Source organism: Brevibacillus fluminis (genome assembly GCF_003710825.1).
Taxonomy (GTDB): Bacteria; Bacillota; Bacilli; order Brevibacillales; family Brevibacillaceae; genus Brevibacillus_D; species Brevibacillus_D fluminis.
Genome location: NZ_RHHQ01000007.1, coordinates 219,247 through 233,089, shown reverse-complemented (window position 1 = coordinate 233,089; position 13,843 = coordinate 219,247). Strand labels below are relative to the sequence as shown.

Here is a 13,843-nt window from a genome sequence, read left to right as displayed (position 1 = left end):
CCCTGCCATGTCAAGCAAACAAATCGATCATCGTGAGTTGACTCGCTACGAGCATGACAGCCCGTTTTTACAGAACAAAAAGCAGCAAGACGGGGATATGCCTGTCTCACTGCTTTTTGTTCTACAGATATGAAAATGCTAGCGGACGGGAGCCGGCTTGCTGATCGAGTCTGACAACGGCTGCTGCAGGCGCTCGCCATACCCGTTGCACCACAGCGCGTCCAGAAGTTCGAACTCTTCCTTTGTGAGGGGCGACACATCCGCAGCCTGGGCAAACTCTTTCAGATTGTCCGCGTTGGTGATGTTCGGCAGCACGGCTAGAACGGTCGGATGATAGAGTGAGAATTGGATCGCCGTTTGCCCCAACGTGCGTCTGCCATCATCGAACAGCCCCATCTCTTTCATTTCATGCACGACCTCGTTGCCTGCCTTCATCCACGCGACAGGGCGATGGGCACGATGGTCCGCCTTGCTGAAATGCTGGTTGGGGTCGTAGGTGCCGTCTAACAACCCGGAAGCATGGGGAATGCGGACGATGAGCGTTTTCTTTTCTGCCTTTGCAGTGCGCAAGAGCTCTCTTGCCGGCTCTTGCTCGACGATGTTGTTGATGATCTGAATCGCTTCATACCCTTTATCCCATGCTGCCAGCGATTCTTGCTTCCAGCCGAGGTCCGGCCCCAGCGCGGCGCCGTAATACCGAATTTTGCCCTCGTCCTTGAGCTGCTCCAGCGCTTCCATGACCTCATCGGAAAGCACGGCCTCCATTCGCGGGTTATGGAGCTGGTAGTAATCGATGGTATCGGTTTCGAGCCTCCGCAAGCTCTGTTCGCAAGCGTTGATAATGTGCGCCTTGCTCCAGTTTTGCGGTAGCTCCGAATGCCCTCTGCGTTCACCTGGCTGATGGCTGGTGTCATAGCCGAATTTGGTCGCGATAAAAAGCTTGTCGCGAACATCCCCGAGCGTCTCGGCGAGAACCTCCTCCCCATACCCGTCGCCATAAACGTCGGCCGTGTCAAAAAAGGTCATCCCATAGTCTTCATAGGCTGACCGGAGCAGCCGCTTCCCGTCTTGCCTGTCCGTGACTCCCCACCATTTGGTCGCTACGGTCCAGACGCCGAACCCAACTTCCGACACTAGCGAATCCGTGCCTGGAAACTTCCGATATTTCATTGATGGTCCCCCTCTTTCACCTTTAGTGCGATGCCTGGCATGGATCTAGCCCCATGTATTGGATCCGCATCACGTGGGCGATGAGATGAATGTAAGTGAAAATCATCGGGAAGGGACCATCCAATCGGTGGTATTTATACCCATCCAGTGTCGAGTAATAAGCGATGTGGAGTGAAAAAAAAAGCCGCTTATTGCAGCGGCGCTTGGCGAAAACTCAAAACAGTTCCGGAAACTTTTGCTTCGCTGCCTCCAGGTGGTCTTTATCCACAATCGTAATCGGCGTATACCATACCGGGATGTCATCGATCACTTGATCAGACGGCGGCTTTTCCCCTTTTGCAAGCTTTACTGCACCTTCTACGACGCGTTCTCCTTGAAGTACAGCTCCTTTGTCAATCGTTCGCACCGGGTCTCCCTTCAAAATAGCTTCCACCGTGCTTTTGTCATTGTCAGCTCCGTAAAAAATGATTTTGTCCTTCACGCCTGCATTTTCGGCGGCTTTCATGGCGCCTGCGATCATGCCGTCGTTGTTCGCGAAGACTACCTGTATGTCGTTTTTATATTTCACCAGCAGATTTTCCATTGTATTCATCGCCAGCTGTTTGTCCCAGTTGGTGTGGTATTGACTCCCCACGACATTCAAATTGGCATGTTTTCCAATGATGTTCTGATTGCCTTTCGTGATGCTTTCCGCCACCTCGTCACCTTTCGTTCCGGAGAGAATCACGACATTGGCAGGTTTATCGCCCCACTCCTGAACAAAACTCTCCGCCTGTGCTTCCCCTACCTTGACACTGTCGCCAACGATCCGCAAATCGGTTTTGGCTCCCTCAATCAACCCTTCCAGATTGATGACCGGAATGCCTGCCTGTTTCGCCAGCATGACCTGCTGCTTGGCCGCATGTGGATCGGCCGGCTCGATCACGATAGCGTCTACCTTTTGCGCGATGAAATTTTGCACTTGATTCATTTGCGCGGAAGGATCAAGCTCTGAGCTTTGCCACATCACTTCCACTCCGAGCTCTTTTGCCTTATTTTCGGCGGCTGTTTTCATGAACTGGTAAACCGACTCTTTCATCGTGATATTTGTTACGCCGACAACGATTTTGTCATTGCTGCCAGCTGTTGGTCCGCCTGCTCCTGTCTCCGTCCCGCAACCCGCAAGCAACAGCACCCCACAGCTAAGCACCCCTGCCAAACTCCTCCATCGTTTCATCTGAATGAACGCCCCCTCAATCAAATTTTTTTTACGTGTTTTCGAAACAACGTTTATTTTTTGCTAAGTTTGGCATCCAGCATGACTGCGCCCAAAATGATCGCTCCTTTGAAAACCATCTGCATGTCAGCTGTAATATTGAGCAAAGACAGCAAATTGTTCAAAATCCCGATCAAGATGACCCCGATGATCGTTCCACCCAATGTCCCTACGCCGCCCATCAAGCTTGTGCCGCCAATGACAACCGCAGCGATCGCATCAAGCTCGCCTAAAGTCCCTACCTGCGGTGTGCCGGAACCGAGCCGTGTCGCCACCAGCAATCCGGCGATGGACGCGAGGAATCCAGCTGTGGCATACACGATGATGAGGCCTCGCTTCACTTTCACCCCTGCGAGCCGAGCTGCCTCCGGATTTCCACCGATAGCGTACAGCTCGCGCCCGAACACCGTTTTGTTCAAGGCAAACCACGCGATTGCAAACAATACCACAAAAATGAGCACCTGAATCGGCACGCCCCCTGCCTCTTGGGCAAGAAGACCAAATGCAAGCGTCCCCACCATCGCCGAAATTGTGACGATACTCTTTTTCGTCCGTTCCTTTGTCCCGTATTTTTTTCTGGCAGACAAGTAGTTGAACAGCATCAGCACGGCAATCACCGCGGAAAGTAGAAGCGCTGCCGTGCCCCCCAGTCGGCCAGCTCCAAGGTAGTCAAAGAAATCAGCACGCAGGGGCACCGATGCGGATGAGGTGAAAATGAGTGCCAAGCCTTTGTAAGCAGACAGTCCGGCCAACGTGACGATGAAGGGCGGCACCTTGAATCTCGTAATGCATAGCCCGTGGAACATGCCGACCACTGTCCCAAGCAATATAGCGAGCAAGACCGCCCACGGCCACCCAATGACGGGAGCAGCGATGGCGACGATCACGCCGGTAAGTGCCAGGAGACTGCCAACAGACAGATCGATGCCTCCAGTCAAAATCACAAAGGTCATCCCGACGGCCAAAATACCCGGTGCGGCGATCTGTGTCGCGACGTTGACAATGTTGAACGGGGATAAAAATGTTGGACTCATGATCGCCGAAATCGCGATCAATACGGCCAGCCCCGCCAATGACGTATAATTTTTCCAATTGATTGCAAGCGCACCTTTCTCGCCGAGCCCGGCCGGTGCTTCTGTCACTGCCTCTTTAGGAAACATGCTGTGCACCTCCAAGCGCGTATCGTACTAACACTTCCTCATCTGCTTGCTCCTGAAGCATTTCTGCCGCAATTCTCCCGTCCTTCATGACGAGGATGCGGTCGCTCACCCCGAGCACTTCTGGTAGTTCGGAAGAAACCATGATGATCGCCATCCCCTCATCCGCCAAGTTCCGTATCATCTTGTAAATTTCCGCTTTTGCCCCGACATCGATGCCTCTTGTCGGTTCGTCCAAAATCAACAGCTGCGGCTGTGTAAGCAGCCATTTGCCGACGACAACCTTCTGCTGATTTCCTCCAGACAAATGCTTGACGAGCTGTTTGACATGTGGCACCTTCACGCTTAGCTTCTGCACCATCCGCTGCACATCAAAAGCGGCTTTTTCCTGATCGATGACGCCAAGCGTGTTTGCGACCGAACGCAGCGATGCGAGAGTCAAATTTTCTTCCACAGACAACCCGAGCACGAGCCCCGTTTTTTTGCGATCTTCCGTCACGAGTGCGATCCCGCTGGAAATAGCATGCGCCGGATTTTTGACCACGAATGGTTGGTTCCGCACATACATCCTTCCCGTCGCCTTCCCTTCCTGCCCTTCAAAGATCGAATCGACCAGCTCCGACCTTCCTGCCCCGACAAGCCCATAAATTCCGAGGATTTCTCCCGTCTTCACGTGCAGCGAGACGCGGTCTACCAGCCTTTTCGCAGGGCTTACCGGATCGTGGACCGACCATTCTTCGAGCCGCAGCCATTCTTCACCCGACTGGCCGCTCTTCCGCCGGGGAGGATACAAATCGCTCAACTCGCGCCCTACCGTCCAACGAATGATGTCGTCTCGGGTCGTATCCCGAACAAGCGCTGATCGTACGTAGCAGCCATCCTTCAGTACAACCACCGCATCACAAATGTCAAAAATTTCGTTCAATTTGTGCGACACGTATATCATCGTCGTGCCTTGCTGCTTCAATCGCTCGATGATTTGATAAAGGAGAGCGACCTCATGGTTGGACAGCGAGCTGGTCGCTTCGTCAAAGATCAGCACCTTCGGTTTTTTCGCGACCGCCTTGGCGATCTCGACCATTTGCCGTTTCGAGACCGGCAAGTCTTTGATCCTGTCCCTCGGATTGATCGGAATACCCAGCTCATCGAGCAGATTGCCAGTTTGTTCGTACAGTGCCTCAAAGTCGATGATTCCGCTTTTGCTCGGCATACGGCTGAGGAAAATGTTTTCAGCCACGGTCATTTCGTTGAACAGATTCAGTTCCTGATGTACGATCGCGATCCCGATTTTTTCCGCATCGAGTGTGGATGAGAGTGTTAGCTCTTCGCCTCCATACAAGATGCTGCCCGAAAACGAGCCGTACGGGTTGACGCCAGCGATGATCTTCCCCAGCGTGGACTTGCCCGCGCCGTTTTCGCCGCAAAGGGCGACGACCTGCCCTCGTGCAATGTCAAAGGTCACATCGCGCAGCGCCTTTACACCGGGGAACGAGATGGAAACGCCGCGAATCTGAAGGATTGACATCGGTTTCACCTGCTTTCGAAGATAATTCGTGTAAGCTGCTGCCTCCTTGGTTTTGTTAACCGGTTAACTTGCCTATAATGTATCACGAATCTACCGTTTCGTAAACGACAATAAAAAGATAATTTAAAGTAGTTTGAATTTTTATTTCGTCCGAAACAACACGATTGCCATACGGAAAAAGGGCCGCTTACGCCCCTTCCCGTTTTCTTGCTGGCGCCCCTTCTGCCGCTGCTGCTTGCTCCTGATTGGCAACCGCAATCGTCACGCCGATCGCTTGGTAAGCACGGGGTCTATGCTTTTTGAGCCGTAAACCCACTGCGATGCCCGCGATTGTGATCGCACCGATGATGCTAAAGATAGCGAACGACAGCGCCGTCTGTCCTTCTCCTACAAACAGGCTGAAATTCAGAATGGCGTAAATGGTCGTTCCGCTCAAACAGATCGCGGCCAGGCCCGGAGCGATTTTGGTATGCCAAAGTCGCGTATCGGCACCTGTGCGGGCGAAATAGCTGATCACCGCAATCGCAGTCAAGCTGTACAAAATCAGCAGCGCCAACGTACCGATTGCGCCAAACCACCCGTATAAGTGTACAAACGGGTCAGCCCCCATGCTGGCTGCAATCATCAGAAAAAACAGCGCCGTAGCCGACTGGACGATGCTTGCCACGTGAGGAGAACGGAAGCGGTGATGAACAAGTCCGAGCTTTGCAGGCAAAATGCCCGTGCGCCCGCAGGCAAAATAGTAACGCGTGATCATGTTTTGGATAGCAAGCAATGCAGCGAAAGCGCTTGTGACCAAAAGCAGTTGCATCGCCAAAACGGCCCATCCGCCGAGAACTCGGGTGGCAAGCTCGTTTACGACCGTACCGGGGTCGCCATTTTGGCTGAACACGTGATTCAATTTGGCGATGATGCCTGTTTCGCCCCAACCGACGATTATGGCGTATGCCGCTACGGCATTCAAAATCCCAATGATAATGACAGACCAATAGGTCGCAATGGGCACCGTGCGCCGCGGATTTTTGGCTTCCTCGCTGAATACGGCGGTCGCCTCGAACCCGACGAAGGATCCGAACGCAAACAAGAGCGCGATGCCAACCGTACCGCTGAACACGACATTCGGCTGAAAGGAAGCCGCCGTGTAGCCTTCAGGCGACGGATCCAGCAACGACGCGATGCTGAGCAGCACCATGATCGCCACTTCCCCCAGCATCAAAATACCCAAAATTTTCGAACCGATCTCGATGCTGCGGTATCCGAAAAACGAAACGAAGGCCCAAGCAATTAGTGCGTACAGCCACCAAGCAAGTTGAACATCAGTGCTAGCGGCGAAAAAGACATGCGCAGCATAGCCGAACAGCCCGTACAGGGCGACTTGAATGGTGATATACGACAAAAGCGACAAGTAGGAAGCGCTTACGCCTAGCGGTCTGCCGATCCCTTGCGATATATAGGCGTAAAAAGCGCCGGTATTGCGGATGTGACGTGCCATCGCGGTGAAACCCACGGAAAAGAGCAGCCAGACGACCATCGCCAGCAAGTAAATGCCGGGTTCGCCGACCCCATTGCCAAATTGCAAAATCAAGATGAGATTGCCGAATAATGTTGTGATCGGGCCCACTGCGGAAATGACTAGGAAAATGAGTTGAGGGACTCCGAGAACCCCGCTCGCCAACGTCTTATGCTGTTCTGTTTTCATGAGAAAGCCTCCCCTGCAACTTTGGTACAGTAAATTTGAAAAGAAAGCGGGCTACGCCAATCTTTTTGAACGTGCCTTACCGTGTTGCCCAGCGAATCCCCCGACGCGTCAGCTCCAGAACCTCCGGCTTTTCCAGCTCCTGCGGTGTATGTCCCAACGAATGGTAAAAGACACGGCCCTCTCCCCAGTGGCGCTTCCAAGCGACCGGCATCGTCACGCCTTTGAGCCAAGTGAAGCTGTCGCCGTCCACCGCAGTCGTCGCGATCACATCATTGCCCGGATCAGTGTGCATGTAGTACTGCTCTGAAAACACTTTGAACGGAGCGAGCCCAGCTGTGAGCGGGTCCTGTTTCGGAAAGCTTACTTCATATTCGATGAAATCGCCAGGGTGTGCGATGAATTGTCCGCCGAGGAGCAGCTTGAACGGATGGCTTGCGTTGAACGCGTCCGCGATCCCGTGCCAGCAGGCAAGCCCTACGCCCCGCTCGACCGCCTTCAGCAACGATTGCTCCTGGAAGACGCTCAAGTCCCCTTGCGTCCAAATCGGTACGATCACATCGAATTCATGCAGTCGATTGGATTCGAGCACGCCCAAATCAGTAAAAACTTCCACCTCGTAATCATCCAACAGATGGGTGCTGGCGAATTCTGCGGTTTCTTTCGGATAGTGCCATGCCCATCCTCCGTGCAGGATCAGTGCTTTTTTCATGGTAATTCCTCCTGTGTAACATGCGTGGGATGCGGAACAGTACGTTTGCCGCTGTCCGCATCGTCCGCACGTTGATCAGATCAATGTATAATTGGTAGGCTTCTACTCGCCTGTTTCGCGTTCAAGCCTCATCCGCGCCGTAATGGCATGACCTTCCATCATTTCCGCATCGCAAATCGCGGCGACGTGGGGGGCGACCGTTTCAGTCCCTTTTGCCAAAACCCGCTGGTATGTCAGCGTTTTGAGGAATTTGCCGACAAATAGTCCGCCAGTGTAGCGGGCCGCACGATCGGTCGGCAGCACGTGATTGGTCCCGATCGCCTTATCGCCATATGCGACAGTCGAGCGTTTTCCAAGAAACAGCGAGCCGTAATTGGTCAACCGCTCAAAAAACCAGTTATCGTCATGCGTCTGCACCTCAACATGCTCGGAGGCGATTTCATCCGCGATGCGCAGCACGCTTTCCCGATCAGCCCCGACGATTACTTCCGCTCGATTTCGCCAAGCCTGTGCGGCGACCTGTGCCGTCGGCCAATCCGATTGCAGCCATTGCTCCACCTCAGCGATAACGCGTTCGGCAAACGCGGTGGAATCTGTCACGAGAATAACCTGTGAAGTGGGGCCGTGCTCCGCCTGTGCCAGCAGATCAGCCGCCACCAGCTTGGGTTCGGCGCTATCGTCAGCGATCACCAGCACCTCGGACGGGCCGGCCAAGAGATCGATGCCTACATGGCCAAACAATTGGCGCTTTGCCTCGGCAACGAACGCATTGCCTGCGCCGACGACCATGTCGACCGGCTTGATCGTTTCCACGCCATACGCCATCGCCGCGAGCGCCTGGACGCCGCCGAGGCAGTAGATTTCATCCGCACCAGCTGCAGCCATCGCGTACAGCTGAGCCGGATGGATTCCGCCGCCTTTCATTGGTGGTGCGCATGCGATGACGCGTGGTACTCCTGCTGCCTTCGCTGTCGCAATCGTCATGATGGCAGAAGCGATCAGCGGGTACCGACCGCCGGGCACATAACATCCGACTGCATTCACTGGCACCAGCTTGTGCCCCAATATGACGCCCGGGAGCGTTTCCACTTCCAATTCGCGCAAAGTACCGCGTTGATGCATGGCGAATCCGTGCACCTGCGCCCGCGAAAAATCGATGCTCGCCCGCAACCCAGGGTCGATCTCACGCGTCGCCCGTTCGATTGTCTCCTGATCGACCCGGAACGTATCCGGATTCCAGCTATCGAATTTTTGTGAATACACACGCACGGCTTCCTGGCCGTTGTTTCTAATAGCAGCGAGAATTTCCGCTACCGTTTGCCGTAATTCAGGGCTGGCCGATTCGGGACCTTGCTCAGCGCGTTTCAGATAGGTGGCTCGCTGCAGCACTGTTTCGTTGTTCATGGTATTCCCTCCGTCTTATCCGAGTTGTTCGAATGCTTGCCTACAGATGCTGCTCCAGCTCTCGGCCTTCTTGATACTCGTCCTGCCGCTCGTCCTGAATGTAAGCGGGCACCGGGAAATCCCACCAGCCTGGGACGAATGGGCCCGCCGCATCGCGGGACGTCATCGCCTCGACAAGTGTCGGTCCTTCGGTCTCCAGCGCTTCCTTAAGCGCGTCGGCCACCTGCTCCGGCGTTTCAGCCCGCCACGCTTTCAACCCGAAATGGCGTGCGACTTCCGCAAAATGAGGCGTATACGGCTCACCGTTTTTCAGGTTGAATTCCGACCCGATGTGGCGGCCCATGATTTTGCGTTGTCCTCCCCTTATGGACATATATCCCATGTTGTTTTGCACGAGGAAGACAACCGGAATGTTGTGCATGACGGCTACCGCAATCTCCGGAAGCGATTGCATGAAATCGCCGTCACCGACGATGCAGACTACCTTCCGCTCTGGTTGGGCCAGTTTGGCGCCGAGCGAGGCCGGCACAGCCCAGCCCATGGATGAGAAGCTGCCGGAAGTGAGATAAGTACGCGGTTCATAGACTGGAAAAGACTGTTTGACAGCTCCTTGCGTGTTACCCGAACCAACGACCACGATGCCGTCGCGCGGCAGCACTTTGCGCAGCTCGGCGAGCGGACGCTGGGAGGTCATTGGGGATTCGTTGCTTTCGCGGCGCGCCGAAATGATTCGCTCCCATTCCTGCTTCTGCCGCTCAATCTCTTGGTAATAGTCCGCGCGAGTGGCTGCCATTGCCTCGATATCAGCCGTGGTGAACGCTTGCAGTAAATCTTGCAGGGCAAGCTTGGCATCCGCCACGATCCCGACTTCGGTCGGATAGTTTTTGCCGATTTCCTGCGGGTCGATATCGATGTGAATCAGCTTGGCCGGCGGGAACGAGAAGCTCGTGCCTTTGCGGTAGCTCGAGGCCGACCAGTCGGTAAAGCGGCAGCCGACAGACAGGACGACATCAGCATTCGCAGCCAGGGCATTACCGCTGGTTGTGCCCGTTTGTCCAACCGAACCGGCGAACAGACGATGATCTTCCGGAAATGCGCCTTTTCCATTCCAGGTCGTCACGACAGCCGCGCCGACAGCCTCAGCCAGCTGGCGCAGCTCATTCCATGCCTCCGCCGTAATCGCGCCGCCACCCGCTACGATGACCGGTCGTGCTGCTTTGCGTAGCAATTGCGCCGCTGCCGAAATCGCGGCAACGTCCGCCCGCATCGTCCCGATTGGCATACGCCGCTCCAGATCATGAATCTGCACCTCAATCGCTTCCGCCTGCACATCCATCGGCACTTCTACATGTACCGGGCCGCGCCGTCCCGTCAGCATCGCATTGAACGCGCGATGCATGATAAAGGGCAGTTCCTCGACGCGATTGGCTTCCCAATGCCGCTTGGTCACGCCTTCGGTAACGCGGGGAAAATCGTTGGAATGAAAACGGTCCAACTCCTGCATGACGCCGTGACCGCGCATGTGCGTCGCCGGTGCGCCGGTAAACAAGATCACGGAGGTGGAATCGGCGTAGGCCGTACCCAAGCCGATGATCGTGTTGGCCGCCCCCGGCCCTACCGAGGTCACCGCCGCCATCGGCTTTCCGGATGCGCGGTAATAGCCGTCCGCTAGATGAACCGCGCTTTGCTCATGCATGACTTGAATAAACGGGATTTCGCAGCCTTCCTCCAAAAATGCGTCGAGCAGTGTCCAGCAGCCGTGTCCAGGAATTCCCGCTACGTATGGAATCCCGTAGTTTTTGAGCGCTTTGGCAATGATTTGTCCGCCTGTCAGTTTCATATGTGCAGCTCCTCTCCTTTGTTGTGAGCCACTTTAGCCAAAAACAGCCGAAGGGGCCCACTATGTTTCGCAATATTCGATCTTTTCATTTGTGAATTCACTCTTTTGCATCAGATGATCCGCTACCCGCAGCGCCTGTGCCGCAATGGTGAGCGCCGGATTGACCGCCGCAGAGGACGGGAAAAACGACGAGTCAACGACGTATAGATTTTGCACCGTGTGCGCCTGGCAATACGGATCGAGCACCGATGTCGCCGGGTCTGTGCCAAATCGCGCTGTGCCGCACATATGGGAGTTTGTTTCGATCCCCATCTTTTGCGTCAGGATGAGCGGATAGCCGGCGCGCCGCAGCATTCGTTTGGTCTCTTGCACAAGCTGCCGGTGTGCTACAAGGTTATTCGGCTTCCACCGAATCTGAATGCGTCCATTTGCCCCAAGCGTCACTCGGTTTTCCGGATCAGGCAAGTCTTCCGACGTGAGGTAAAAATCTACGCTACGGTCGGCAATACGCCCAAGGATCGGCTTCGGCACGAAAGGTTTTTGTGCCTTCAGCATGTCTGCCTGCAGCTTCCCGAGCATTTGCAGATTGCCCATCGGATACGGGAAATCGTTTTTGCCAAAATAGTAATCGTTGACGGACAGCGTCTTTTGAAAGGAAGTGGCATTTTGCCAAATAGGATGGACGGCCATGAGAAACGTGCTATTGTGCACCATATAGTTCCGTCCGACCAGGCCGGATTGATTGGCGAGCCCGTCCGGATGCGCTGTGCTGTCCGAGCGCAACAGCAAGGCAGCCGAGTTGACCGCGCCGCTAGCGACCACAATCGTGCCCCCATGCACTGTAAAGCGTTCGCCATCCCGCACAAGTTCCACGGCGACGGCACGGCGACCGCTCGGATCCGTCAAAATACGCTGTGCAAATGTACGGGTCATTAGCTCCACATGCGGAGATTGCAGCGCTGCTTCCACGCCGCACACTTCCGCATCCGCTTTCGCCCCAAGCTTGCACGGAAAACCGTCGCACGTCTTGCAGCGAACGCAGCGGCCACCTTCCCGTAGATCGATGCCCACTGGCAAGGAAAACGGTCGCAGCCCCTGATCGCGCAGCTTGGCAGCCAGTTGCTCGATCGTCGGCTCGTGGGGCACCTCGGGAAAAGGAAACGCCTTTGAACGTGGGGGTTCAGTCGGATCCTCCCCCACCTTGCCATGCACAAAAAACAGCTCCTCCGCCTTTGTGTAGTAAGGTTCGAAAGCCTGATAGGACACAGGCCATGCTGGCGAAATGCCGCCTTCATGCACGATTTCTTCAAAATCTTGCTCGCGCAGCCGGAGCAGGACGGCCCCGTACACTTTGGTGTTTCCGCCGACTACGTAATGAACGCCAGGCGCGAACGGTTGGCCACTGTCGTCATACCATTTCTCTTCCGGCTTATAGCGTTTTTCAGCGAAAACAGCCCGCGTATCCCAGTTTTCAGGCTCCCGCGGCAAATAGTCACCACGTTCGACCAAAAGCACCTTTGCACCGCTGTCCTTCAGGGCATAAGCCAATGTTCCGCCGCCCGCTCCCGTCCCGATGATGATGATGTCGTAACTCTGGTACATTGCTGCACCTCCTCTTCACTAGGCGACAAGCAACGTGTGGACTTTTCGCAAAAACATGCGGGCTTGCTCCTTTGTCACTCACAAGCCTCTGCACGGTACTGACAGCCGCATTTTGATTGCTTAACGCGATTTTTGTTAACCGGTTAATATCGTATGTTTTATGAAAGTTAACCGGTTAACTAATCCAAACTATATCACCTGTCTATTCGCTTGTAAATACTATTTATTTTTACGGTTTTAAAAAATCCAATTAGTCAGTTTATTCACCTTTCATTCGCCGAACGCTTCTGCTTTCAGTCTGAACAAAGCACAAACCTGATGCCACCTGTTCAAGCTCGTCCCTGCTCGCCTCAACAAAGCCCTGTTGTACTGCTGCAAACTTTTACGCTATAATTGTTCCTAAACTTAGTTAACCGTTTAATTCGGAGGGCCCATGAAACAAAAAATCACCATCCGCGACGTGGCCAAACTTGCCGGCGTTTCATCGGCAACTGTCTCCTACGTCGTGAACGGCATCAACAAAGTCTCGGAAGAAACCAAGGAAAAAGTGTTTGAGGCGATCAAGCAGCTCGATTACCAGCCGGATTTCACTGCGATTAGCCTATCCAAGCGCAAATCAAATATGCTCGGCGTGATGATGCCTTTTGTCGACAACTCATTGGCACCGATGTTTCGCGAGAACTACTACTATACCGAAATGATCGGCGGCATGGAGTCTATCGCACGGAAAAACAAATACGACCTCTTGATTTCCGGCGTGCGCGACCCACAAGACTGCAAGAGCTGGGTCACCAAACGGAATCTAGACGGGCTCATCTTTCTTGGCCTCTTTCCGGAAGCGCTCTATGAAGAGCTGAAATCATTAGATATTCCCATCGTATTGATTGATAATTACGAAGAATTCGGCAAATCGTACCACAACATCCGGATCGATGACGAACTCGGCGGTTATTTGGCTGGCAAGCATCTCATCGAGCGCGGTCACAGAGCGATCAGCTTCATCGGTCATGATCTCGCCAATTTTCCGGTTGATTGGAACCGCTCCAACGGTTTGAAAAAAGCTGTCACCGAAGCCAAACTCTCCACAGACGCAATCACCTTTTTTGAAGGGAAAGGAAGCTCTTTTGAGATCGGCTATGAGATGGGAACGAAACTTCTTGAGCTTGGCGACAAGTCGACTGCCATCTTCGCCTCCTCGGACATTTTGGCCATGGGGATCATCAAAGCGCTGCAGGAGCGCGGTAAAGAAATTCCACACGATTACTCGATCGTCGGCTTCGATGATTTGGCGATCAACATGATTTCTCGTCCTGGCTTGACGACGATCCGGCAGGATGTTTTCAACAAAGGCGTTGTGTCCGCACAGACGATTATCGATGCCATCGAGCAAAAAATCAGCGATCCGGTTCATGTCACTCTGTCGATCGAATTGGTCGAACGGGAGTCGACGCGTCGTCTGGAATAGAAGGAAGCAGTGAAGGG

11 protein-coding genes are annotated in these 13,843 nt (G+C 54.2%); 2 read left to right on the top strand and 9 right to left on the bottom strand.

What is annotated here, in order from left to right; translation table 11 throughout:
• Positions 1–7 precede the first annotated feature (7 nt).
• Positions 8–133 (top strand): hypothetical protein, encoded by a 126-nt coding sequence (locus EDM56_RS32050; protein WP_281274943.1) that lies wholly within the window; start codon positions 8–10, stop codon positions 131–133.
• A 5-nt stretch (positions 134–138) separates the two neighbouring features.
• Here EDM56_RS32050 and EDM56_RS07930 read toward each other — a convergent pair whose 3' ends face one another.
• From EDM56_RS07930 to EDM56_RS07890, 9 genes are all read right to left on the bottom strand, one after another.
• Positions 139–1,170: an aldo/keto reductase gene (locus tag EDM56_RS07930; RefSeq protein WP_122917356.1), complete on the bottom strand. Its 1,032-nt coding sequence runs from the start codon at positions 1,168–1,170 to the stop codon at positions 139–141.
• Positions 1,171–1,384: 214 nt separating this feature from the next.
• The gene (locus EDM56_RS07925; RefSeq protein ID WP_122917355.1) at positions 1,385–2,386 is read right to left on the bottom strand and encodes a sugar ABC transporter substrate-binding protein; all 1,002 of its coding nucleotides are present in this window, start codon (positions 2,384–2,386) and stop codon (positions 1,385–1,387) included.
• 53 nt (positions 2,387–2,439) lie between these two features.
• Entirely contained in the window at positions 2,440–3,585 is a 1,146-nt protein-coding gene (locus tag EDM56_RS07920; protein WP_122917354.1) for a sugar ABC transporter permease, read from the bottom strand.
• A complete protein-coding gene (locus tag EDM56_RS07915) occupies positions 3,575–5,107 on the bottom strand; it encodes a sugar ABC transporter ATP-binding protein (RefSeq protein WP_122917651.1) in 1,533 nt (510 codons plus the stop codon). Before EDM56_RS07915 ends, EDM56_RS07920 begins: the two co-directional genes overlap by 11 nt.
• 187 nt (positions 5,108–5,294) lie before the next feature.
• On the bottom strand, positions 5,295–6,806 hold the full coding sequence (locus tag EDM56_RS07910) for an APC family permease (RefSeq protein WP_122917353.1): 1,512 nt from the start codon (positions 6,804–6,806) through the stop codon (positions 5,295–5,297).
• A gap of 76 nt (positions 6,807–6,882) precedes the next feature.
• On the bottom strand, positions 6,883–7,515 hold the full coding sequence (locus EDM56_RS07905) for a ThuA domain-containing protein (RefSeq protein ID WP_122917352.1): 633 nt from the start codon (positions 7,513–7,515) through the stop codon (positions 6,883–6,885).
• Between the two features lie 102 nt (positions 7,516–7,617).
• Positions 7,618–8,919, bottom strand: coding sequence for a histidinol dehydrogenase (gene hisD, locus EDM56_RS07900; RefSeq protein ID WP_122917351.1), 1,302 nt, complete (start codon positions 8,917–8,919; stop codon positions 7,618–7,620).
• A gap of 40 nt (positions 8,920–8,959) precedes the next feature.
• Positions 8,960–10,759: a thiamine pyrophosphate-binding protein gene (locus EDM56_RS07895; RefSeq protein ID WP_122917350.1), complete on the bottom strand. Its 1,800-nt coding sequence runs from the start codon at positions 10,757–10,759 to the stop codon at positions 8,960–8,962.
• 60 nt (positions 10,760–10,819) lie between these two features.
• Positions 10,820–12,361, bottom strand: a complete 1,542-nt coding sequence (locus EDM56_RS07890; protein ID WP_122917349.1) for a GMC oxidoreductase — start codon at positions 12,359–12,361, stop codon at positions 10,820–10,822.
• Positions 12,362–12,794: 433 nt separating this feature from the next.
• On the opposite strand from EDM56_RS07890, the gene EDM56_RS07885 reads away from it, so the two are divergent.
• Positions 12,795–13,826, top strand: coding sequence for a LacI family DNA-binding transcriptional regulator (locus EDM56_RS07885; RefSeq protein ID WP_122917348.1), 1,032 nt, complete (start codon positions 12,795–12,797; stop codon positions 13,824–13,826).
• The last annotated feature ends 17 nt before the right edge of the window (positions 13,827–13,843 follow it).